We start from the raw sequence: 23,523 nt of genomic DNA on the forward strand, positions 1-23,523 counted from the left end.
GAGCAACGATGTCTCTGATCGAAGAAATCGACTACGGCACGCCGCGCTCCAGATCAACAACGATGGTCACGCTGACCATCGACGGCAACGAGATCACGGTGCCGGAAGGCACCTCGATCATGCGGGCCGCGATGGACGCGGGACACCAGATCCCAAAACTCTGCGCGACCGACATGGTCGACGCCTTCGGCTCCTGCCGGCTCTGCGTGGTCGAGATCGAGGGCCGCGCCGGTACGCCAGCCTCGTGCACCACGCCCGTGATGCCCGGCCTCGTCGTGCATACCCAAAGCGAGCGGCTGAAGAAGCTGCGCAAGGGCGTGATGGAGCTCTACATCTCCGACCATCCGCTCGACTGTCTCACCTGCAGCGCCAATGGCGACTGCGAATTGCAGGACATGGCCGGTGCCGTCGGCCTGCGCGAGGTGCGCTACGGCTACGAGGGCGAGAACCACGTCTTCGCCAGGACGCCTGGCAAGTCCAACGGTGAGATCAACGCCGGCTGGATGCCGAAGGACGAGTCCAATCCCTACTTCACCTATGATCCCTCCAAATGCATCGTTTGCTCGCGCTGCGTCCGCGCCTGCGAGGAGGTGCAAGGCACATTCGCGCTGACCATCTCCGGCCGCGGCTTCGACAGCCGCGTCTCCCCCGGCATGAGCGAAAGCTTCCTCGGCTCCGAATGCGTCTCCTGCGGCGCCTGCGTGCAGGCCTGTCCGACCGCGACGCTGACGGAAAAGTCCGTGATCGAGATCGGCCAGCCCGAGCATTCGGTCGTCACCACCTGCGCCTATTGCGGTGTCGGCTGTGCCTTCAAGGCCGAGATGCGCGGCGAGGAAGTCGTGCGCATGGTGCCGTACAAGGACGGCAAGGCCAATCGTGGCCATTCCTGCGTCAAGGGCCGCTTCGCGTGGGGCTATACCAATCACAAGGAACGCATCCTCAAGCCGATGATCCGCGAGCGGATCGAGGATCCCTGGAAGGAAGTGTCCTGGGATGAGGCGTTCTCGTTTGCCGCCGCCAGGATGCGCGGCATCCAGAAGAAATACGGTCGCGACGCCATCGGCGGCATCACCTCGTCCCGCTGCACCAACGAGGAAACCTATCTGGTGCAGAAGCTGATCCGCGCCGGCTTCGGCAACAACAATGTCGACACCTGCGCCCGCGTCTGCCACTCGCCGACCGGCTATGGCCTCTCGCAGACCTTCGGCACGTCCGCCGGCACGCAGGATTTCGACTCGGTGGAGGACACCGATGTCGCCGTCATCATAGGCGCCAATCCAGCCTCCGCCCATCCAGTCTTCGCCTCACGCCTGAAGAAGCGGCTGCGTCAGGGCGCCAAACTGATCGTGATCGATCCGCGCCGCACTGAAATGGTGGAATCGCCGCACGTGAAGGCGCTGCACCTGCCTCTGATGCCCGGCACCAACGTTGCCGTCGTGACCGCGTTGGCGCATGTCATCGTCACCGAGGGGCTCGTCAACGAAGCCTTCGTGCGCGAGCGCTGCGACTGGACAGAGTTCGAGGAATGGGCGGCGTTCGTCGCCCAGCCGAAGCACAGCCCGGAGGCGACCGCGATCCTGACCGGTGTCGATCCGAGGGATTTGCGCGAAGCCGCCCGCATCTATGCCACCGGCGGCAACGGCGCGATCTATTACGGCCTCGGTGTCACCGAGCACAGCCAGGGCTCGACCACGGTGATCGCGATCGCCAACCTCGCGATGGCAACCGGCAATATCGGCCGTTCCGGCGTCGGCGTGAACCCGCTGCGCGGCCAGAACAACGTTCAGGGCTCGTGCGACATGGGCTCGTTCCCGCATGAGCTGCCGGGCTATCGCCACATCTCGGGCGACGCCGTGCGCGACCAGTTCGAGGCGCTCTGGAACGTCAAGCTCAACCCGGAACCGGGCCTGCGCATCCCCAACATGTTCGACGCCGCGATCGAAGGCTCGTTCATGGGCATCTATGTGCAGGGCGAGGACATCCTGCAATCCGATCCCAACACCAAGCACGTGGTGGCCGCGCTGTCCGCGATGGAATGCGTGATCGTCCACGACCTCTTCCTGAACGAGACCGCGAACTACGCCCATGTGTTCCTGCCCGGCTCGAGCTTCCTGGAAAAGGACGGCACGTTCACCAACGCCGAACGCCGCATCCAGCGGGTGCGCAAGGTGATGTCGCCGAAGAACGGCATGGCCGACTGGGAGGTTACGATCGGCCTCGCCAAGGCGATGGGCTATGACATGCCCTACAATCACCCGTCCGAGATCATGGACGAGATCGCCGCGCTTACGCCGACCTTTACCGGGGTCTCCTACGCCAAGCTCGACGAGCTTGGCTCGGTGCAATGGCCATGCAACGAGAAGGCGCCGGAGGGCACGCCGGTGATGCATATCGACGGCTTCGTCCGCGGCAAGGGCAAGTTCATCGTCACCGAATATGTCGCGACCGACGAACGCACCGGTCCCCGCTTCCCGCTGCTGCTCACCACGGGCCGCATCCTCAGCCAGTACAATGTCGGCGCGCAGACCAGGCGCACCGAGAACGTGGTCTGGCATGCGGAGGACCGGCTTGAGATCCACCCCTACGACGCCGAGTTGCGCGGCGTGCGCGACGGGGACTGGGTGCGGCTCACGAGTCGCGCGGGCGAGACCACGCTGCGCGCGGAGATTACCGACCGCGTATCGCCGGGAGTCGTCTACACGACCTTCCATCATCCGGATACGCAGGCGAACGTGATCACCACCGACTATTCGGACTGGGCGACCAACTGCCCCGAATACAAGGTCACGGCGGTGCAGATCTCGCCGTCAAACGGTCCGTCCGACTGGCAGAAGACCTATGACGCGCAGGCGCGGCACTCCCGCCGTATCGCCCCGGCCGAGGCGGCGGAGTAACGGCATGCACGTGCCGGTCCAGGCCATCGACCGCGAAATCTGGCGCGACGGTGCCGCGTCGGAAGGGACACGGCTAGTCCCGGAAGAGACGCCGCTGGCGCTGACCTACAATGGCGGCACCTATGCCGTCATGATGGGCACGCCGCAGAACCTCGAGGATTTTGCGGTCGGCTTCAGCCTTGACGAGGGCATCATCAAATCGGTCGACGACGTCAAATCCCTCGAAATGGTTCGCCTCGACGATGGCATCGAGCTGCGCATGTGGCTCGACGAAGAAAAAGCCGCGCGCATCAACGAGCGTCGGCGGCATATTGCCGGCCCCACGGGCTGCGGCATCTGCGGCATCGAATCGATTGCAGAAGCCGTGCGGCCTGCGGCCGTGGTGCCGCCGGGACAGACCTTCACACCCGAACAGATCATGACGGCGATGCAGACCATCGCCCCTCTGCAATCGATCAACATACAGACCCGCGCGGTCCACGCCGCGGCCTTCTGGTCCCCGTCAAACGGCATCGTCGCCCTTCGCGAGGATGTCGGCCGCCACAACGCGCTCGACAAGCTCGCCGGTGCGCTGGCGCGCAGCCGGACGGAGGCGAGCGGCGGCCTGGTGCTGCTGACGAGCCGCGTCTCGGTCGAGATGGTGCAGAAGACGGCCGCCATTGGCGCGCCTGTGCTTGTTGCGGTCTCCGTGCCCACCGCGCTCGCGGTGCGCACAGCGGAAGCCGCCGGCATCACGCTGATCGCGATTGCGCGTAGCGACGGATTTGAAGTGTTCACGCACCAGGGCCGCGTCGCGGCTCGTCGTGCTCAGGAGATCATCGATGTCGTCGCCTGACCGCCTCGTCTACATGGCCAACCAGATCGGCACGTTCTTCCGCAGCCAAGGCCACGACAAGGCCGTGCCGGGGATCGCCGAGCACATCAAGAAATTCTGGGACCCCCGGATGAAGCGCGCGATCTTCGCGCATCTCGACGCGGGCGGCGCGGGTCTGGAGCCGAACGTGCGCGACGCCCTCACGTCGCTGAAACAGACTGCTTCCCTTCCAGGAGCGCGCTGAACACGCGCCGCACCTCGCCCTGCGTTTCCTTGACGCGGGCCTCGAGCGACGAGAAATCCGGTGCGTCGCCGGCGCGCGCCATCACGCGCTGAAGGTCGGTGCCGGCGGTCTCCGGCTTGAATCGATCGCTGACGCAAAGCCGCAGGATCTGCGTCAGGTCATGATAGAGCCGTGCGGCGGCACGCAAGATCTCCGCCTCCGACTGCGGGAGCACGCCGAGCTTGGCGGCGTTGTCCAGCACCTGCATCGTACCGACGTCGAGAATATCCGGCTTGTCGTGGGCGTGCACGAGCTGGAGATATTGCGCGATGAAGTCGATATCGACCATGCCGCCGGCGGCGTATTTGAGATCCCAATGGTCGCTCTCGCCCTTCTCCTGCGCGATGGCGCGCCGCATGTCGGCGACGTCGTTGGCGACGACGGCGCGGTCGCGGCGGCGCGTCAGGACATCGCGGATGATGCGTTCGATCCGTTCACGGAATGCATCCGATGAAGACACCACGCGCGCGCGGGTCAGCGCCATATGCTCCCAGGTCCAGGCCTCGTTGGCCTGGTAGTCCGCAAAGGAGGCAAGACTCGACGCCACCGGGCCGGCGCGCCCGGAGGGACGAAGCCGCATGTCGATCTCGTAGAGCACGCCGTAATTGGTGCGCGTGGTGAAAGCGCTGATCAGACGCTGGGTGAAGCGCGCGAAGTAGTGCGCGCCATGCAGCGATTTTGGCCCGTCCGAGTCCGGGGCCTCGCTGTCGAAATCGTAGAGCAGGATCAGGTCGAGATCGGACGACGCCGTCATCTCGCGGCTGCCGAGCCGGCCCATCGCGATGATCGCGGTCTCCTGCCCCTTGATGCGGCCGTGCTGGGCGGCAAAGCGCTCGGCGACAAGACCATGCACGGTATGGACGGTGCCCTCGGCGACGTCCGCAAAGGCCGTGCTGGCTTGTTGCGCCGAGACGGTCCCGGAGAGGATGCGCGTGCCGATCAGGAACAGGCTCTCCTGCCCGAACAAGCGCAGGCGATCGAGGAATTCCTCATAGGAGCCGGCATCGCGCACCGTCGCGGCTAATCGCGCCGACAGTTCCTGCTTGTCCGGCATCGCGCCGAAGAAGCGCGGATCGATCAGGCCGTCCATGAGCTGCGGCTTCCGCGCCAGCATCTCGCCGAGCCGCGGCGCCGCGCCAAGCACCAGCGCCACCAGCGCGACGAGATCGCGGTTCTGGGCGAGCAGCGTGATCAGCCGGCCGCCAAGCTGGAGCGCCCCGAGGAAATGATCGAACGTCACGACGGCGCGATCCGGCTCCTCGGCATGCGCGAGGCCGTCGATCAGGGCCGGCACGAAGTCGACGAAGGCGCTTCGCGTCGCCTCGTTGCGGAACGCCCGGTAGTCGCCGGTGACCCAGTCGCGCACGGTCTGGGCCACGGCGGCCGGCTTCTTGAAGCCGAGCGTCGTCAGATATTGCAACAGGCGCGGATCATCCGGGCCTGCACTGTAGTCGAGCGCCGGCAGCTTTGCCGTGCCGGTCGGATCATCGCCCTCGAACAGCTTCTCATAATGGCCCTGGACGATCTCGAGTTGCCGCAACAGATCGCGCGCGAAGGCTTCGCGATCGGGATAGCCGAAGAAGCGTGCAAAACGCTCGACCGCTTCCTTGTCGTCGGGCAGCGCATGGGTCTGCTCGTCCGCGATCATCTGGAGACGATGCTCGACCCGGCGCAGGAATTCATACGCAATGGTCAATTCATCGCGCGCGGCGAAAGTGATCCAGTTGTTGGCCGCCAGCACATTGAGCGCGGCGAGCGTCGGTCGCACCCGCAATTCTGGATGGCGGCCGCCGGCAATCAGCTGCTGCGTCTGCGCGAAAAACTCGATCTCACGGATACCGCCGCGGCCGACCTTGACGTTGTGGCCCTCCACCGCGATCTCGCTCTGGCCGCGATAGGTCTGCATCTGCCGCTTCATGTCGTGCACGTCGGCGAGCGCGGCGAAGTCGAGATGCTTGCGCCAGACGAAAGGGGCGATCTCGGCAAGCAGCGCCTCGCCCGCCCTGGGATCGCCGGCGCAGGCGCGTGCCTTGATCATCGCGGCGCGCTCCCAGGTGCGCCCTTCGCGCTCGTAGTAATGCAGCGCGGCGTCGCGGGAGATCGCCACCTGGGTCGAGGACGGATCGGGACGCAGCCGCAAGTCGACGCGGAAGACGTAGCCGTCATAGGTGCGCTGCTGGAGGATGCGCGCCATGCCTTGCGTCACCCGGACGAAGAACGGCTGCGGCTCGATATCGGGTGCGAGCGTCGTGTTATCGGGATCGAAGAACACGATCAGATCGATGTCGCTGGAATAGTTCAGCTCGCCGGCGCCCATCTTGCCCATCGCGAGCACGATCAGGCCGCAGCCCGCTTCCGGCGCCTCGGGATCGGGCGGCAGGATTTTTCCACGTGCGGCTTCCTGCCGCAGTTGGTACCGCAGCGCCGCCTGCACCGAGGACACCGCGACATCGGTCAGCGCCGCCGTCACCCGCATCACCGGCCAGACCCCGCCGATGTCGCATAGCGCAGTCAGCAGCGCGGCCTCCCCCTTCATGCGGCGAAGCAGACGCATCACCTCGGCTTCGTCGCCAGCTGCAAGCACCGCGTCCCTCGCCTCCGCGATCAACGCGGCGAGATGCGCATCCGGATCGCATGCGAGCAGCCGGATCAGGCGCGGCGCATCGGCGCGCGCCAGATCGAACAGGTACGGCGAGAATTCCGCGATGCCGGCCAGAATATCCCGTGCGAAGGGATGCACCAGCAGCGCGTCGAGACGCGCCGACTGTGCCGGCTCGAGCTCGGCCAGCCAGCTTTCCAAGCGTCGTTCGTCGGTTGTGGAAGCGGCAATATGGGGAGCCTCCGCGAAACGCGCGGCCAGACCCTCACCATGCTTGTCCGCGTTTCCCGGCGCGGAGTGGTTCATGCCACCTTCTGTGGCACATCCGGTATTGGAGGAGCAACCCTGTCGCCGGCGCCGGCGCGCGCCGGCAGCACCAGCGTGGCGACGAGACCCGGATGGGCATCGCCCAGCCGCAATTCTCCGCCGTGCAGCGTCGCCACCGCGGAGGCGAGGCTGAGGCCGAGGCCGGAGCCCGGCAGCGTGCGGCTGGCCTCAAGCCGCACGAATCGCTCGACGGCATGCTTGCGGTCGCCTTCGGGGATGCCGGGGCCGCGATCGGTGACGCTGAGCAGCACCTGGTCGCCCTCGCGCCGGGCCTCGATCGTGATCTGCCTGCTGTCCATGCTGACCACGGTTCCCGCCGGTTGCGCAGCCGGCTTGCCGTATTTGATTGCGTTCTCGACCAGATTGGCGAGCGCCTGGCTGATCAGTTCGCGGTTGGCATGAACCGGCGTCGGATGATCGGCCTTGACCTTCAGGGTCATGCCGTCATCTTCGGCGAGCGGCTCGTAGAGCTCGTGGATGCCGCCCGCGACATCAGCGGCGTCGAAATCATCCATGTTGCCGCGCGCCTGGCCGGACTCCGCACGCGCGATCATCAGCAGCGCGTTGAAGGTGCGGATCAGGCCGTCGGATTCCTCGATGGTCCGCTCCAGCGCGGCACGGTAATCGGCTTCGCTGCCAGATTTCGCCAGCGCCTCCTCGGCGCGGTTGCGCAGGCGAGTCAGCGGCGTCTTGAGGTCGTGCGCGATATTGTCGGAAACTTCCTTCAATCCCGCCATCAGCGCCTCGATCCGCTCCAGCATGGCGTTGAGATTTTCGGCAAGACGGTCGAGCTCGTCGCCGCTGCGTCCCACCGGCAGGCGCCCGCTGAGATCGCCAGTCATGATGCGCTGCGCGGTGCCGGTCATGGCGTCGATGCGCCTGAGGACCCTGCGCGCGACGAAGACGCCGCCGCCAAGGCCGAGCACCACGACGATCAGGATCGACCATTGCGCGGCCTTCGCGACGATGCCGAACAGGCGCCGCCGCTCGTCGAGATCACGGCCGATCAGGAGCCGGAAGCCGTTTTCCAGTTCGGTGACGCGCACCAGCGCGCGATGATCACGCTCGTTCCCGTCCTCGATCCGCCGGTAGGCCGTCTCCGTCCAGCCGCGCGTCGCCATCACGCCCGGTGCCAGCGAGCCGACATTGCCGGCAACCGCCTGCCCGGTCGGCGTGGTCACGAGGTAGAGGTTGGCGCCCGGCCGCAGCGCGCGATACTCGATCGCACGCACGAGGCCGAACAGGCCGCGCCTCCCGTAGATCTCGTTGATTTCCGAGGTCTCGGAATTGACCGTCTGCGTGATCTCTTCGGTGATCAGCCGCCGCGTATTCCAGGCAAAATAGCCGAGCAGCGAAGCCGCGAAGAGCGCGAACAGAAGCAGATAGACCAGCGTCAGCCGGAATGCCGTCGTGCGGACGAGTTTACCGAATGCCGTCACGGATCATGTACCCGGCGCCGCGGATCGTGTGCAGCAGCGGCCGCTCAAAACCCTTGTCGATCTTGGAGCGCAACCGCGAAATGTGCACGTCGATCACGTTGGTCTGCGGATCGAAATGATAGTCCCAGACGTTCTCCAGCAGCATGGTGCGCGTCACCACCTGGCCGGCGTGCTTCATGAGGTATTCGAGCAGACGGAATTCACGCGGCTGGAGCGTCAGCTCGTCCTTGCCGCGGGCGACGCGGTGGGACAGCCGGTCGAGCTCGAGATCGCCGACGCGATAAAGGGTGTCCTCGGCCGGGCCGCCGCGGCGGCGCGACAGTACCTCGACGCGGGCCAGCAGCTCGGCGAAGGAATAGGGCTTTGGCAGATAGTCGTCGCCGCCGGCGCGCAGGCCCTTGATGCGGTCGTCGACCTGGCCGAGCGCCGACAGAATCAGCACCGGCGTGGTGTTGCCCTTGTCGCGGAGCAGACCGATCAGCGATAGGCCGTCGCGCTTGGGCAGCATGCGGTCGACCACCAACACGTCGTAATCGCCGTTCTCGGCCATGGCGAGGCCTTCCTCGCCGTCTGCAGCGTGGTCGGCAATATGTCCGACCTCGCGAAACGCCTTCACGAGATAGTCGGCGGATTCGCGGTCGTCTTCAATGATGAGGAGGCGCATCGTGCGTTCGGCGGCGGTCAAGGGGTTAACCTTCTCTGAACATGGCGCGAGCGGCAATCGCATGCAAGCCAAGCAAATGGGACTTGGGTAGGCAAAAAGGCGGGCGGTGAAGCTGGGGGGACCTCACCGCCCTAGGCCTTCCGACGGAGGGGGGCGTATTTCCACCGGAAGGTAGACTGGGGAAGCGAAATTTACGCTGCTCCCCCGAAGGGCGTCGGCGGCGGGGGCGACTGATGCCGGCGACACCCCTCATCTCGTAAGCCTCCTGAAGGCTCAGCCCTTGGCGATGGGCACGGCGACGAAGCGCGACTGACCGCCGCTCTTCACACGCATCAGGACGCTGTTCTTGTTGTCGGTCCGCGCCGTGTTGATGGCGTCGCGGACGTCGCCGGCGGTGCTCACGCTCTTGCCGCCGACCTCCAGAATCACATCGCCTTCCTTGAAGCCGCGTTCGGCCGCTGCACTCTTCGGATCGACTTCGGTGACCACGACGCCTTCCTTGCCGGCGCCGGCCACGGAGTCGGCGGGCGCAACGGTCATGCCGAGCTTGGGCACGTCGGTGCCGCGGCTTGCACCCTTGCCGCTGTCCTTGTCGGTGTCGGCCTTGGCCTCGACCGTGTTCGGCAATTGGCCGAGCGTAAGGTTCACGACCTTGTCCTGGCCCTTGTGCAGCACGTTGAGCTTCACGGTGGCGCCGGGCGCCAGTCCGCCGATGGTGCGGGCGAGCTCGCGGGCGTCCTTGACGGCTTCGCCGTTGACCGAGGTGATCACGTCGCCGGACTCGATGCCGGCCTTGGCAGCCGGACCGTTCGCCTGCGGCTCCGCCACCAGCGCGCCTTCGGCCTTCTTCATGCCGAGGCTGTCGGCGATGTCGGACGTCACCGGCTGGATTTGCACGCCGATCCAGCCGCGGCTGACGGAGCCCTTGTCCTTGAGTTGGGCAACCACCGTCTTCACGGTGGAGGCCGGGATCGAGAACGCGATGCCTACGCTCCCGCCGGAGGGCGAGTAGATCGCGGTGTTGACGCCCATCACTTCACCGTTGGTGTCGAAAGCCGGACCGCCGGAATTGCCCTTGTTCACGGGCGCGTCGATCTGGATGAAATCGTCATAGGGGCCGTTGCCGATATCGCGACCGCTGGCCGAGACGATGCCCGCGGTCACGGTGCCGCCGAGGCCGAACGGATTGCCAACCGCGAGCACCCAGTCGCCGATCCGCGGCTTGCCGTCAGCAAGCTTGGCGAACGGGAAGTTGGAACTGCCCTCGACCTTGATCAGGGCAAGGTCGGTGCGCTGGTCGGTTCCGATCACCTTGGCTGTGTAGGTCTTGCCGTCGTCGGTGGTGACCTCGACCTTGTCGGCGCCGTCGACCACGTGGTTGTTGGTCACGGCATAGCCGTCAGCCGAGATGAAGAAGCCGGAGCCCTGACCCTGCACGACGCGGCCGCGGCCACCGCCCCCCCTCTGGCCCGGGAAGCCATCCGGACCGCCGAAGCGGCGGAAAAAGCGCTCCATCGGCGAGCCCGGCTGGAACGGCGAGGAGGAGTCGTCGCCGTCATCGTTGCTCGCGGTCTTTTCCTTGATGTTGACCTTCACCGAGATCACCGACGGCTTCACGCGCTCGACGATGTCGGCGAAGCCGATCGGACGCTCGACCTTGCGGACCTCGTTGTTGACCTGCGCATGCGCCGGGCTCGAGAACAGATCGCTTGGTGAGGTCGACGGGCTGAAGCCGTGGACGGCAATGCCCAGGCCTGCGACGACCGAGGCCATCAGCGCGATCCTCCGCGCGGAGAAAACCGAGCGGCGCGGCTGCCGATAGGACGGAAGGTTGGTGAGGTCGGGACGGTCGGTCATGCAGAGATCTCCAGGGCCTTGAAATCCATTTGGTGCCGGATGGCAGCACCTTACGGTCCTGAAGATGGGGGCTCCCGCCTTACCGCGCGCTGGCGGCGGGGTTAAACTTTTGTAATGAACGGCGACGCGGATGCGGCCGTTTATCGCAGCCCGAAAATCGTGGTGTGACAGGAACTTAATCGAGTTCCCGAGATCGGCGCATACCCGCGTATTTCGCGGCCTCAGCTCGCCCTGACGCTGACGATGAATTCGTCCACTTCGCGCTTCAGGGTCTCGGCCTGCTGCGACAGGTCGACGGCGGAATCGCGTGCTTCGGCGGCCATGCGCCCGGTCTCCGCCGAGGTCGAGGTGATCTGGACGATGTGATTGGAGACGTCGAGCGTTCCGTGTGCGGCGTCCTGCGCGCTGCTCGTGATGTCCTGTGTGGCATTGCGCTGCTGGGCGGTGTCAACCTCGATGCCGGACATGATCGACGAGATCTCCGACAGGGTCTTCGAGATCCCGTCGATCGCGCCGCGCGTCTCCGCGGTGATCCCCTGGATGCTGGCGACGTGCGAGGTGATCTCTTCCGTCGCCTTGCTGGTCTGGTGCGCGAGGCTCTTCACCTCGGAGGCGACCACGGCAAAACCCTTGCCGGCCTCCCCTGCCCGCGCCGCCTCGATGGTTGCGTTGAGCGCGAGCAAATTGGTCTGCGATGCGATCGCCTGCACGAGCTGCACGACCTCGCCGATCTTGTCGGCGGCATCCGACAGCGTGTGGATGGTGTCGCGGCTCTTCTCGGCCTGGGACGCCGCGCCTTCGGCGCGTTGTGTCGCGTCGGTGACGCGGCGGCTGATCGTGCCGATCGAATTCGTCATCGCCTCGGCCGAGCCCGCGACCGTCTGGACGCTGACGCTGGCCTGGCTCGCCGCGCTCGCGACCGCACTGGCCTTCGTGCTGGTGTCGTTGGCCGTCCGCGACAATGTCTCCGCGTTGCTCTTCAGATGCACGGCCGACGACGCCACGCTGTCGACGACACCGGCGACGAGATCGTTGAAGCGCTTGATGCGGTCGTCGAGAAATTGCGAGCGCTCCGACTGGTGCTGCGCTTCGCGCAGCTGCTGCTCGGTGAGCCGGCGCCGCTCGATCCCGTTGGTCTTGAACACCTCCAGCGCTCCGGCGAGCAGGCCGATCTCGTTGGTGCCGCCGAGGCCCGGAACGGATGTCTCGAACTTCTGGTCGGCGACCTCGCGCATGGCATGCACGATCGCCGCCAGCGGGCTGAGGATGCCGTTGCGCACGGCGAACCAGGTGGTGAGGCAGATCGCGACGGCGACGACCGCGATCACGCCGCAGGCCATCAGGAAATAGGAGAACGCCGCCTGCGCCTGCTGGTAGATCTGCATCGCGTGGTCGCGCGCGGGGCCGCTCAGCGCTGCGAAATCCGACGACAGGCTGGTGATCTCGTTATTGAGATAGAGCACCGCGACGAAGCCGGTGCCGCCGCCGATGCCCAGCAGGAACAATAATGCTGCGACGACGGCGCCGACCAGGAAGCGGATCGTCAGATTGCTGTTCGTGAACATCGGGGAGACTCAGAGTCAGGAATGGAATTTTCCGCCAAGCTTCCAGATAAAGGTCAACATAGCGTGAAAACAGGCCATCGCAGGCGGTCTACGTATCATTACGTAGGCGCGGACGGCGTCACGCAGCTAGGAGGATTTGGCTTCGTCCGACATCAACGCGGCGAGCCGCGTCTCCTCCTCGGGCGAAAGCGGCGGGGCTGGTACGTCTGCACCGCTTCTCGAACGGCGACGGATCTGCAGCCAGAGCGCCAGGCCGCCGCCGATCAGCAGCAGCGGCGCGAGCAGCCACAGCAGCACAGTCTGGCGCTCGAAGCGCGGCTTGAGCAGTACGAACTCGCCATAGCGCGCGACAAGGAAGTCGAGCACCTGCGAATTGCTGTCGCCGGCCGCGATGCGCTCGCGCACCAGCAGGCGCAGATCGCGCGCGAGCGGCGCGTCGGAATCGTCGATCGATTGGTTCTGGCAGACCATGCAGCGCAGCTCGCGCGACAGGTCGCGCGCGCGGACTTCCTTGGCGGGATCCGACATGATCTCGTCGGGCTGCACGGCATACGCCACCGGCATAGCCAGCAGCATCAGCGCGACGATCGCAAGCATCATCCGCCGCATCGGATCACTCCGCTGGCTGGAGGCGTTGCTTGGCCCGCGCCGGTTTCGGCGCGCCGACCCGCAAGCGCCGGTCGGACAGCGACAGCACGCCGCCGAACGCCATCAGCACCGGTCCCCACCAGATCAGCAGCACCAGCGGCTTGTGATAGATGCGCACCGCAATGGCGCCCTCCGCGTTTGCGTCGCCGAGCGAGACGTAGAGCTGGCTTGCGCCACGCGTCAGCAGCGCGGCCTCGGTCGTCGAGGAGCCGCGCGTGGTGAAACTGCGCTTGGAGGGCGTCATGACGCTGACCGTCTCGCCGTCGCGACTGACATTGAACTCGGCGATCATCTCGCGGAAGTTTGGCCCCTGACGCTGAAACAGGCCGTCCAGCTTGAGATCGTAGCCGGCGACATGGGCGACGTCGTTCTGCTTCATCGTCGCGATATATTCACTGTTCCAGGTGGTTTCGCAGACGATCCCGATCAGCGCGACGCCGAGGCCCGCGTGCGCGAACGCCGTACCCCAGGCCGAGCGCGGCAGGCCGCGGGCGCGGTGCAGCGCCGTTCCGAACGGAAGTCGCACGAGACCGGTCCGCTCGACGATGTCGGTGACGGCGCCGGCGATGACGAAGACGCCAAGCCCGATCGCGAGCGGCGCGAGCGCGCTGCCGCCGCGCGTCCAGGCCCAGACAATGGCGATTACAACGAGGCCGGCAACGCCGGCCGCGAGCAGGCGCTGGGTGACGCCAAGCAGATCGCCGCGCTTCCACGCCAGCATCGGCCCGAACGGCACCGCCAGCAGCAGCAGCGTGAACAGCGGGGCGAAGGTGAGATTGTAGAAGGGCGCGCCGACCGACATCTTGAAATCGGCCAGCAGTTCCATCGCCAACGGATAGAGCGTGCCGAACAGCACGACCGCGCAGGCCACCGTGAGCAGCAGATTGTTCAGCACCAGCGCGCCTTCGCGCGAGATCGGCGCGAACAGGCCCCCCTGCTTCAACGAGGTCGCGCGGCCCGCGAACAGCGACAGGCTGCCGCCGATGAACAGGCACAGGATCAACAGGATGAACACGCCGCGAGTCGGATCGGTCGCGAAGGCGTGCACGGACGTGATGACGCCCGAGCGCACCAGGAAAGTGCCGAGCAGCGACAGCGAGAAGGTCAGGATCGACAGCAGGATGGTCCAGACCTTCAGCGCATTGCGCTTCTCCATCACCAGCGCCGAGTGCAGCAGCGCGGTGCCGGCCAGCCACGGCATCAGCGAGGCGTTCTCGACGGGATCCCAGAACCACCAGCCGCCCCAGCCGAGTTCATAATAAGCCCAGTAGGAGCCCATCGCGATGCCGAGGGTGAGGAATATCCAAGCCACCAGCGTCCACGGCCGCACCCAGCGCGCCCAGGCCGCGTCGATGCGGCCCTCCATCAGCGCCGCGATGGCGAAGGAGAACGAGATCGAGAAGCCGACATAGCCGAGATAGAGCATCGGCGGATGCACGGCGAGGCCGATGTCCTGGAGCACGGGATTGAGATCGCGTCCCTCGACCGGCGGGTTGACGATGCGCAGGAACGGATTGGAGGTCACCAGGATAAATAGATAGAAGGCGCTGGCGATCCAGGCCTGCACGGCCAGCACATGGGCGCGCAGCGACAGCGGCAGATTGTTGCCGAAGGCCGCAACCAGGCCGCCGAACAGCGCCAGGATCGACACCCAGAGCAGCATCGACCCTTCGTGGTTTCCCCACACGCCGGTGATCTTGTAGAGTAGCGGCTTCATCGAGTGGGAGTTCTCGTAGACGTTGGCGACGGAGAAATCCGAGCTGACGTGCAACATCACGAGCGCGATGAACGAGGCGCCGACGAACAGCAGCTGCGCCAGCGCGGTCGAGCGCGCCACGTTCATCAGCGCGGCATCGCGCAAGCGGGCGCCGATCAGCGGCACGACCGACTGGATCAGCGCCAGGGCAAGCGCCAGCACCAGCGCGTAATGTCCGGATTCAGCGATCACCGCACTGCTCCCTGCGAATTGCCCTGCGCCGTCGTTGCCGCCGGCTTGACGCTATCAGAAGCTTTGGCGCCGTAGTCGTCCTTCCAGTGCCCCTGCTTCTTCAGGGCGTCTGCGACGTCCTTGGGCATGTAGGTCTCGTCATGCTTGGCGAGCACGGTATCGGCCTTGAACACGCCGTTGGCATCGAGCGCGCCTTCGGCGACCACGCCCTGCCCTTCGCGGAACAGATCCGGCAGGATGCCCTTGTAGGCGACGGGCAGCTTTGCGCCGCCATCGGCGACCTCGAATGTCACCGCCAGATTGTCGCCGCGGTGGAGCGAGCCGGGCTGCACCAACCCGCCGAGACGAAACCGTTTTCCCGGTTCGACGTGCTTCTCGGCGACCATGGTCGGGGTCGAGAAGAACACGATCGAATCCCTGAGCGCGTTGAGCACCAGCGCGGCCGCGAGGGCGAGCACGGCGAGCGAGCCGCCGATGATGGTCATCCGTCGCTGCTTGCGCGTCATGGCGTATCCGTTCCCTGCTGGTCTCGTCGCCGCATCGTCATCCGTCGAGCCCGAGCGTCTTGAGGCCTTCGTTGAGCTGGCGCAGCCGCGCGGCGTCGTTGGCAACGGCCTGGCGGGCATCGCCCGATGCGCCCACCGCCTTGTCGCGATCGCCCATCACGAGATAGGCGCGCACCAGGCGCAGCCAACCCTCGACGTCGTCGCCATTCTGCTTGAGGCGCGTGGCGAGGCGCTCGATCATGCCGCGCACCATCGCGTTGCGATCGCCCTCGTTCATGTCCCTGGACGCGGCGAGGGTCTCGTCCGACAGCGCCGGCATCGTGCCGCCACCGACCCGCGCCAGCGAAGACTGCACCAGGGAACGCCACGGCGCATCCTCCGGCGCCTTCGCCAGCAGCGCGCGCCAGATGTTGGCGGCATCGTCCTTGCGGCCGTCCTGCTCGGCGGCGAGACCGAGGAAATAGTTCGCCTTGGGATCGTCGGCGTTGAGCGCATGTGCACGCTCGAATTCGCCCTTGGCTTCGGCGGTCACCACGCCATTTGCGGCGGCTGCGATGGCTTCGCCGAGATCGGAGCGGCGCTCGGCGCTCTCGCCATTGTAGGTGAGCGAGTTGCGATAGGCGCGCACCGCATCGTCGAAGCGGCCGAGCCGTTGCAGCACCGGCGCGAGCACGTTCCAGCCGCGTCCGTCGGTCGGATTCTTTTCCAGATGTTGCTCGACCTGCACGACGAGGTTCTCGAGCGACTGCGCCATGCCCGACCCTGATCCGCGCTCCCGCTGCGCCAGCGGAAAGTCCTGAAGCCTGGGCGAGCCGAGCGGCATGTAGACACCGACCGCAACGAGCGGCAGGCCGGCGAGCGCCAGCACGGCCGCCGCACGGCGCCATTTGAGGCTCGACGTCGGCGCTTGCGCGGCCTCTGTGCCGGCTGCGGCAAGCAGCCTGCGGCTGATCTCGACGCGCGCGGCCTCGGCTTCGGGCGCGGCGATCAACCCGGCGGCGAGATCACGCTCGACCTCGGCCAGTTGGTCCTTGTAGACCGCAACCTCGCTGCCCTGATTTTGCGCGCGTCCGCTGCGGCCGAGCGGCAAGAGCACGGCGAAAATCGCCGCGACCGTCATCAGCGCGAACACGAACCATAGCGTCATCTGGCAAGCTTCCGGCAGCGCGCCACCCGCGCCCACAGGTGGCTTTACACCACGGCCGGATGATGCGGCAATTGACAATTGTCAATTCACCGCGACCGCGCACAGTCCCGAAACGGTGAAAATCCAACGGCTTAGCCGATCTCGAAGTCCGCACTTTGCGCAGCGTCCTCGCCGTGACCGTTGATGGCCTTCAGAAAGTACGTCCCTGGCGTGATTGCGTCCGGCAATCTGATGCGCAGCGCCCCGACCGGAACAGGTGATGCAACCCTGGTGATCGTCTCAGGCAGCTGCCGACCGCTTGCCTTCTCGACCAGCACCACCTTCGCGCCGGTCATCAGCCTTCGATATTTGGCAACAATGACGCGGTTTTCAATTTCGATGGAGCTGATAAGGGGTTTCATGCGCCCACAGATAGAAATTCCAAAACTTGCACGGAGACCGTAGGGCTCGCCGCCGGCACGGTCAACCAGAAATTGTGATCACGAAAAAATGCGCTTAAATCAGCTGGCGCGCGACGATTTGCGCTCGCCCGTCGCTGCGTTCTCCGCGGCACGGCTCATCAGCGAGGCGTAATCGTCGCCGAACAGCACCTGGCAGAAACGGATTGCGGCCTGCACCTGCTGCTGCCGATAGGTGCGGACTTTGAGATCGGCGGCGCGCAGCGACTGCACCAGCTGCTCGGTCGACCGCTCCACATATTGCTGGAGGTCGGAATAGGTGCGCAGCGTCACCTCGTTGATCGCAAGCTCGCTCGCGTAGTTTCGGCAAGTCGCGACGAAATCGATCAGCGCGACGGTTTCCTCGACCTCGGTGCTGTCGATCCGCGCTCCCGGCGGAATCTCCTTCTCGGGGCGCTGGCGCAGGATGCGGCGCACGCGGCCGGGAACACTGTCGATCTCCGACTGCAGCGCGTTGGAAATGTCGGCCCGGATCGAGGTCAACTGCTTGCCCCAGGGGGAATCGTTGCGCAGGTCGAGTTCCGTGCGCAGGCCGCGCACACCGTCGTGCAGCGTCTTGAGGTTGTCGGCAACGTTGTCGAAATGGCCGCGTTTGATGTCCATGCGCAGGATCGCGGCCACGCAGGAGAGATCGTGCAGGGCGATCGTGACGGCGGCGCCATAGGGCGTCGCCGCGACGCGGATCTCGTCGTCGGACGCCGCAATCTTGATGGCGAGGCGGATGATCTGCCACGGCGCGGTCATGCGCTGCACCACCATCGACAGCGCGAATGGCAGCATCTGCGGCGTCTGGAGCACGGGAATATTGAGCGTGGCCGTCACCGACGCGATCTGGGCATCGCCGAAGGCGCGCAGCGAGCGTGGCAGCTTCTCGTTCAGGGTGGCGATGGCTTCCCGGACCTGAAGTACCGCTCCGATCGAATAGAGGTCCTCGACCACATTGGGCGGACCGACACGGGCGAGCGCGCGCGACTTGTCGCCGCCGCCCGGTCCCGTCAGTTCGAAGATGGCGTCGGCGGCCACCGCCTGGAGTTTTTGCGCAAGGGCCTCGACCTGGCCGGCACTGTCGGCAACCGGCATGCGCGCCAGCGCCGCTTCGAATTCGCTGACCTTGTCTGGGGCGCCGTCGCGGCCAAGCCATTGCCAGATCGGGTGCAGCGAGGAGCGGCGGATCTGGCCGACCCGGACCGGCGTGCCCGCCTCGACCAGGAACGGTTCCAGCAACTGGAACAGCAGCCGCGACAGATCGTCCGTGCGCGGCGGCGGGGCTTCGTCGGCTTCCGTCTTGCGGACGATCTTGCGCAATTGCTCGAGTACGAGGGTCGCAACAGCCGTGTCCTGGCCGCGTTCGAGCGCGCGCTCGAACTCCCGCATCAGCAGCGCCTGCGCCTGCGGCGGGAGCTGCGCGAGATATTCCCTCAGCCGCTCGATCGATGTCTGGCTCATGCGCCCGGATAATGCATGGTAAAATGGCAGACGTAGGGTGCGTCCTGCGCGATCATAGGTGGGCCCCACTTAAGAAGCCGTTTAGGAAGTTGCCGCGAATGCCTCCGGTTTCGCGCCGATCGGCCTCGCGCAGGCGAAATAGTCACGTCGGAACAAAGGATTATATTCCGGGCAGCACCAGCTCCGCCCGCAGTCCCCCGATCGGCGCGCCACTGAGCGAGAGGCTGCCGCCATAGAGCGCGGCAAGGTCGGTCACGATCGACAGCCCCAGTCCCGAGCCGGGCTTCGACTCGTCGAGCCGCTGGCCGCGCCGCGAAACCTGGACGCGTTCCGCCTCCGACAGGCCGCGCCCGTCGTCGTCGACGATGATCCGCAGGCGCGGGCCGGCACCCGCCTGCTGCGTCGCCTCCACCAAAACCTCGATGAAGACCCGCGAGGCCGCCCATTTGCAGGCGTTGTCGACGAGATTGCCGACCATCTCCTCCAGATCCTGCCGCTCGCCGCGGAATTTGGCTGACGGATCGGCGTTGGCCTCGACCATGATGCCGCGGTCACGGTGGATCTTCTCCATGGTCCGCCGCAGGGCCTCGATGGCGGGCGCAACCTCCGTCACGGTTCCGACCACCGAGACGCGCGCCGCGATGCGGGCGCGCTCGAGATGATGGGCAAGCTGGCTGCGCATCACGTCCGCCTGCTCCATGACCTTGGCCGCGAAGGGATCGGCGACATGGGCGCCGGCCTCGTTGACGATCACCGAGAGCGGCGTCTTGATCGCATGGGCGAGATTGCCGACATGGGTACGGGCGCGCTCGACGATCTCGCGATTGGCGTCGATCAACGCATTTGTCTCGCGCGCCAGCGGCGCGATCTCGACCGGGAATTCGCCTTCGAGCCGCTCCGCCCGCCCGGAGCGGATGTCGGCGATGGATTCCGAGATGCGCTTGAGCGGCGCAAGGCCGAAGCGGACCTGGAACACCGTGGTCAGCAGCAGCACGATGCCGAGCGCGGTGAAGGTGCCGCCGAGATAGTAATCGAAACTCCGCGTCTCGTCGAAAATCTCAGTGTCGTCGCCGGCAACACTGACCAGATATTTGCCGTCGGCACCAAGATCGACGGGACGCTCGACCATGCGCAGATTCTGCCCCTCGGGCCCGTCGACATAGGCAAGACGAATGCCGGCGGCGGTGAGCTCGCTGCCCTGCTCCTCCAGCTTCGGCAGCTTCTTGTCCCAGAGCGAGCGCGAGGAGCGCACCTCCGGCTTCTCGGTATCGGTCCGCGTGATCTGCCAGTACCAGCCGGACAGCGGCAGCTCGAACAGCGGCTCGCCGAGCGACTGGAACTGACGGTCCGGCGGCTCGTCGGGGGTGGCGACTTCGGCGATGAGGGTGCGCAGATAGAGATTGAGCCGGCGGTCGAACGCGCGCTCGGTGGCATTCTTGTAGACCGACGACAGCACCACGCCGGTGATGGCCAGAATCACCACGAGCCAGGCCGTCGCCGACAGGAACAGGCGATTGGCAAGCGAGCTGGCGGGCATCGGAATGATCCCGGGGGCGCGAGGCGGCAGGGCGTCGGTGGTCATGACGCGACCAAGGCCCCAGTTCGATCGCCCGTCAAGTCCGGACGCTTCAGGCGCCCGGCGCGGCCGGCGGGGTCAGCAGATAGCCGAGACCACGGACGGTCTGGATGATATCGACATCGAGCTTCTTGCGGATGCGGCCGACGAAGACCTCAATCGTATTGGAGTCGCGGTCAAAATCCTGGTCGTAGAGATGCTCGACCAATTCGGTGCGGGACACGACGCGCCCTGAATGATGCATCAGGTAGGCCAGAAGCCGATATTCGTGCGAGGTCATCTTCACGGGATTGCCGGAAACGCTGACCCGCCCGGTCCTGGTGTCGAGGGTAACAGGGCCGCAGCTGAGCTCGCTCTGGGCATGGCCGGTCGAGCGGCGCAGCAGTGCGCGGATGCGCGCCAGCACCTCCTCCAGATGGAACGGCTTTGCGACGTAATCGTCGGCACCGGCATCGAAGCCCTGCACCTTGTCGCTCCAGCGGTCGCGCGCGGTGAGGATCAGGACCGGCATGGTGCGGCCATTGCGGCGCCAGGCTTCCAGCACCGAGATGCCGTCCTTCTTGGGCAGGCCGATGTCGAGCACCACGGCATCGTAGGGCTCGTTGTCGCCGAGAAAATGCCCCTCCTCCCCGTCGAAGGCGCGATCGACGACGTAACCGGCGTCGCTCAGCGCCTTGGTGAGCTGGCGATTGAGATCGGGGTCATCCTCAACGACGAGCAGGCGCACGCTTCTCTCCAGAAATAGGCCGCATGAACTCGCCAGAGATGAGCAATTCCGGCGTGAACTGAATATGAACGCGGGGAACCGGCAGCGTTACTTTTTGGTCATATAAGACCTCTGACGCGCCGACGCGACTGCGCCCGCCAGGCCGGCGGACGAGCCGGCGGCATGGCGGGCGCAATGTGCCGCGTACCGCGGCGAGTCGGAAGGTCCGCCCTTCCCGTCGATGCGGCCGTCAGGTCCGGAAGAACACGAACCAGATGACGGCAAGGATCAGGATGGCCAGCCCGGTCGAGATGGCGAGCAGGGCTGCGACCGACGGCCCGGGCTCGCCCGCGCGCGCTTCGGTCGCGGTCTCGACGATCTGATGCTGGTCTCGCGTGGTTGCCATGGTGACCTCAATCTCTGGCTGTCACGGTGGCAACGCCCGATCTGATGCGATGTTCCGATCTTTGCCGTTGGATCAGGCAGCAACCGGAGGCCGGGCGGCCGGTTAACGCAGTTGCAAGATTCCGCAGCGTGCCTTGCTATGATTCGCCGTTCCTCGATGGTATCCTCATAAGTCTGTCCCTGTTGCGTTTGGAGTAGCCCATGGCCCCCCGCGCCAATTGGAAGGGTTTTCTGCGTCTGTCGCTCGTGACCTGCCCGGTCGCGCTGTATCCGGCCACTTCGGATACCGAGAAGGTGTCGTTCAACCAGATCAACCGCAAGACCGGCCACCGGATCAAGTACCTCAAGGTCGACGCCGAGACCGGCGACGAGGTGACCTCCGAGGACATCGTCAAGGGCTACAAGGTCGACACCGACACCTATATCGAAGTCACCAAGGACGAGCTCGACGACATCGCGCTGGACTCGACGCACACGATCGAGATCGACGAATTCGTGCCGAAGACCGACATCGACAGCCGCTACCTGATCCGTCCCTACTATCTCGTACCGGACGGCAAGGTCGGCCACGACGCCTTCGCGGTGATCCGCGAGACCATCCGCAGCATGGACAAGGTCGCGATCGGCCGCGTGGTGCTGACCAACCGCGAGCACATCATCGCGCTGGAGCCACTGGAGAGCGGCCTGATGGGCACGCTGCTGCGCTATCCCTACGAAGTGCGCAGCGAGAAGGACTATTTCGACGACATCCAGGACGTGAAGCTGACCAAGGACATGCTCGACCTCGCCAAGCACATCGTCGAGAAGAAGTCCGGCACGTTCGAGCCCGAGCTGTTCGAGGACCATTACGAGACCGCGCTGATCGATCTCATCAACAAGAAGCGCGCGGGCGCACCGATCGCGGCCAAGGTGACGCCGAAGAGCAGCGGCAACGTCATCAACCTGATGGACGCGCTGAAGAAGAGCCTCGCGAGCGAGAAGGACGTCGCGCCCGCGGCCAAGGTCGCCAAGGGCAAGAAGCCGAAGAAGCGCGTCGAGGGCCAGCGCGAGATGCTGCTCCCGATCGCCGGCAAAGGTGGCAAGACAACAACAGCCAAGGAAGCGGCCCCCAAGGAAGCTTCGAGGAAGGCCGACAAGCCGGTGCGCACGGCGGCGCGGGCGAAGAAGGCCGGGTAGACGCGTCGCGTCTGCCATCGCCCCGTGATGTCTCCCCTCGCCGATCGGCCGGCCTGACATGCCCTGGTCGACGGCATTCGACGATCCCGTTCAGATCGGCGGCAAGCGCAGACTGCTGACGCTGCAGCAGGCGGCGGACTACATCATGCAGCTGCCCGAGGACGCGCAGCACGAAGCCCACTGGCAGACCGCGATCGAGACCCTGATCCATGCGGCCGAGACCGGCGGCGGCTGGCTGATGTTCGCCCGCATTGCGATGTTGCGGGCGCTGAATGCGGACGGACGGCACGGCGATCAATATGCTCAACAATCGGTTAAGCGGCCCCGGCAAGGGTATTCCTACGGGAGACAAAATTAACCGCCGATTGCCGTTGCGCAGACCATGGTCGAACTCGCCGATCGAACCAGGGTTTGCACTCCGTGCAGCAGGACGTCAGAAAGAACTACATCAGCATCGTGAACGACGCGTCGGCGAACGAGCAGGCCGCGGACACGGTGGCGCGGTCGCGGCCGGGCACGGTGAAGGATCTGGTCGATCGCCTCGCAGGCGCGCTGAAGCGACGCCTCCATGGCGCGGCGAGCCCCCCGATCCGTCGCTGACGGGCTCACAAAGCACGTCATCATGCCCGTTCCGCGATGGCCGGCCAATTTGCATCCATTTGGATCGATCGATGGAACCCAAATTTAATGAGTGCCATCGTATCAGGCGAAGGCGCGCATCTGCGGGCTCAATTGTTTTGGCGCGCCATAAAACTCTATTCGATCAATTTACCGGTTCGAAAACGACACGGTCATAGATTTGGGCCGGATGAACAGGAGTTGGCAATGCGTTTGATTAAGTCTTTCCTTGCCGATGAGACTGGCGCCACCGCCATCGAGTACGGCCTGATCGCCGCCGGCATAGCGCTTGCCATCGTGACCGTCGTGAACAACACGGGCAGCGCGCTCCTCAACAACAAATTCAACTCGATCAGTACGTCGCTGAAGTAGCGGCAGCCGAGTTCGAAGCGAACCTGATCGTGCGCTCCGTCCAGGTTGCGCCGACCGCGCGACCATGATCTGCGT

20 protein-coding genes and 1 pseudogene are annotated in these 23,523 nt (G+C 65.5%); 7 read left to right on the top strand and 14 right to left on the bottom strand.

Annotated elements, in window-relative coordinates:
* Positions 1-8 precede the first annotated feature (8 nt).
* Genes fdhF through WHZ77_RS22775 form a run of 3 tightly spaced genes read left to right on the top strand, consistent with a single transcriptional unit; the run spans position 9 to position 3,952 of the window.
* Positions 9-2,894, top strand: coding sequence for a formate dehydrogenase subunit alpha (gene fdhF / locus WHZ77_RS22765; RefSeq protein WP_375309990.1), 2,886 nt, complete (start codon positions 9-11; stop codon positions 2,892-2,894).
* A gap of 4 nt (positions 2,895-2,898) precedes the next feature.
* Positions 2,899-3,729 (top strand): formate dehydrogenase accessory sulfurtransferase FdhD, encoded by an 831-nt coding sequence (fdhD, locus tag WHZ77_RS22770; RefSeq protein WP_375309991.1) that lies wholly within the window; start codon positions 2,899-2,901, stop codon positions 3,727-3,729.
* Complete coding sequence (locus tag WHZ77_RS22775; RefSeq protein WP_375309992.1) at positions 3,716-3,952, top strand: formate dehydrogenase subunit delta; 237 nt, start codon at positions 3,716-3,718, stop codon at positions 3,950-3,952. The genes fdhD and WHZ77_RS22775 overlap by 14 nt, the downstream gene beginning before the upstream one ends.
* On the opposite strand, the gene WHZ77_RS22780 is transcribed toward WHZ77_RS22775, so the two are convergent.
* From WHZ77_RS22780 to WHZ77_RS22845, 14 genes are all read right to left on the bottom strand, one after another.
* The gene (locus tag WHZ77_RS22780; protein WP_375309993.1) at positions 3,909-6,896 is read right to left on the bottom strand and encodes a bifunctional [glutamine synthetase] adenylyltransferase/[glutamine synthetase]-adenylyl-L-tyrosine phosphorylase; all 2,988 of its coding nucleotides are present in this window, start codon (positions 6,894-6,896) and stop codon (positions 3,909-3,911) included. The two genes, WHZ77_RS22775 and WHZ77_RS22780, sit on opposite strands and share 44 nt — an antisense overlap.
* Positions 6,893-8,356: an ATP-binding protein gene (locus WHZ77_RS22785; RefSeq protein WP_375309994.1), complete on the bottom strand. Its 1,464-nt coding sequence runs from the start codon at positions 8,354-8,356 to the stop codon at positions 6,893-6,895. Before WHZ77_RS22785 ends, WHZ77_RS22780 begins: the two co-directional genes overlap by 4 nt.
* A complete protein-coding gene (locus WHZ77_RS22790; protein WP_375309995.1) occupies positions 8,340-9,020 on the bottom strand; it encodes a response regulator transcription factor in 681 nt (226 codons plus the stop codon). The genes WHZ77_RS22785 and WHZ77_RS22790 overlap by 17 nt, the downstream gene beginning before the upstream one ends.
* A gap of 273 nt (positions 9,021-9,293) precedes the next feature.
* Positions 9,294-10,877: a Do family serine endopeptidase gene (locus WHZ77_RS22795; RefSeq protein WP_375309996.1), complete on the bottom strand. Its 1,584-nt coding sequence runs from the start codon at positions 10,875-10,877 to the stop codon at positions 9,294-9,296.
* Positions 10,878-11,098: 221 nt separating this feature from the next.
* Positions 11,099-12,442 (bottom strand): methyl-accepting chemotaxis protein, encoded by a 1,344-nt coding sequence (locus WHZ77_RS22800; protein WP_375309997.1) that lies wholly within the window; start codon positions 12,440-12,442, stop codon positions 11,099-11,101.
* A gap of 126 nt (positions 12,443-12,568) precedes the next feature.
* Positions 12,569-13,051, bottom strand: coding sequence for a cytochrome c-type biogenesis protein (locus tag WHZ77_RS22805; protein WP_041748435.1), 483 nt, complete (start codon positions 13,049-13,051; stop codon positions 12,569-12,571).
* A 4-nt stretch (positions 13,052-13,055) separates the two neighbouring features.
* Positions 13,056-15,038, bottom strand: coding sequence for a heme lyase CcmF/NrfE family subunit (locus WHZ77_RS22810; protein ID WP_375309998.1), 1,983 nt, complete (start codon positions 15,036-15,038; stop codon positions 13,056-13,058).
* Positions 15,035-15,544, bottom strand: coding sequence for a cytochrome c maturation protein CcmE (gene ccmE, locus WHZ77_RS22815; protein WP_143844230.1), 510 nt, complete (start codon positions 15,542-15,544; stop codon positions 15,035-15,037). The genes WHZ77_RS22810 and ccmE overlap by 4 nt, the downstream gene beginning before the upstream one ends.
* Before the next feature lie 37 nt (positions 15,545-15,581).
* Positions 15,582-16,691, bottom strand: a complete 1,110-nt coding sequence (gene ccmI / locus WHZ77_RS22820; protein WP_375309999.1) for a c-type cytochrome biogenesis protein CcmI — start codon at positions 16,689-16,691, stop codon at positions 15,582-15,584.
* A gap of 131 nt (positions 16,692-16,822) precedes the next feature.
* Complete coding sequence (locus WHZ77_RS22825) at positions 16,823-17,092, bottom strand: hypothetical protein (RefSeq protein WP_143844229.1); 270 nt, start codon at positions 17,090-17,092, stop codon at positions 16,823-16,825.
* 99 nt (positions 17,093-17,191) lie between these two features.
* Positions 17,192-18,595 carry a hypothetical protein gene (locus WHZ77_RS22830; protein ID WP_375310000.1) on the bottom strand — a complete coding sequence of 468 codons (1,404 nt, stop codon included), beginning with the start codon at positions 18,593-18,595 and terminating at the stop codon, positions 17,192-17,194.
* Positions 18,596-18,755: 160 nt separating this feature from the next.
* On the bottom strand, positions 18,756-20,132 hold the full coding sequence (locus WHZ77_RS22835) for an ATP-binding protein (protein ID WP_375310001.1): 1,377 nt from the start codon (positions 20,130-20,132) through the stop codon (positions 18,756-18,758).
* Positions 20,133-20,223: 91 nt separating this feature from the next.
* On the bottom strand, positions 20,224-20,898 hold the full coding sequence (locus WHZ77_RS22840) for a response regulator transcription factor (RefSeq protein WP_143844227.1): 675 nt from the start codon (positions 20,896-20,898) through the stop codon (positions 20,224-20,226).
* A 229-nt stretch (positions 20,899-21,127) separates the two neighbouring features.
* Entirely contained in the window at positions 21,128-21,283 is a 156-nt protein-coding gene (locus tag WHZ77_RS22845) for a hypothetical protein (protein WP_015687353.1), read from the bottom strand.
* Between the two features lie 200 nt (positions 21,284-21,483).
* Here WHZ77_RS22845 and WHZ77_RS22850 point away from each other — a divergent pair, with 200 nt between their 5' ends.
* The 4 genes and pseudogenes from WHZ77_RS22850 (at position 21,484) to WHZ77_RS22865 (ending at position 23,448) form a co-directional block, all read left to right on the top strand.
* Positions 21,484-22,458: a Ku protein gene (locus tag WHZ77_RS22850; protein WP_375310002.1), complete on the top strand. Its 975-nt coding sequence runs from the start codon at positions 21,484-21,486 to the stop codon at positions 22,456-22,458.
* Between the two features lie 58 nt (positions 22,459-22,516).
* Positions 22,517-22,744, top strand: a pseudogene (locus WHZ77_RS22855) (hypothetical protein); the annotation flags it as partial.
* A 134-nt stretch (positions 22,745-22,878) separates the two neighbouring features.
* Positions 22,879-23,058, top strand: coding sequence for a hypothetical protein (locus WHZ77_RS22860; protein ID WP_375310003.1), 180 nt, complete (start codon positions 22,879-22,881; stop codon positions 23,056-23,058).
* 225 nt (positions 23,059-23,283) lie between these two features.
* A complete protein-coding gene (locus WHZ77_RS22865; protein ID WP_375314796.1) occupies positions 23,284-23,448 on the top strand; it encodes a Flp family type IVb pilin in 165 nt (54 codons plus the stop codon).
* The last annotated feature ends 75 nt before the right edge of the window (positions 23,449-23,523 follow it).

This window comes from Bradyrhizobium sp. A5 (assembly GCF_042076515.1).
GTDB lineage: Bacteria > Pseudomonadota > Alphaproteobacteria > Rhizobiales > Xanthobacteraceae > Bradyrhizobium > Bradyrhizobium cosmicum.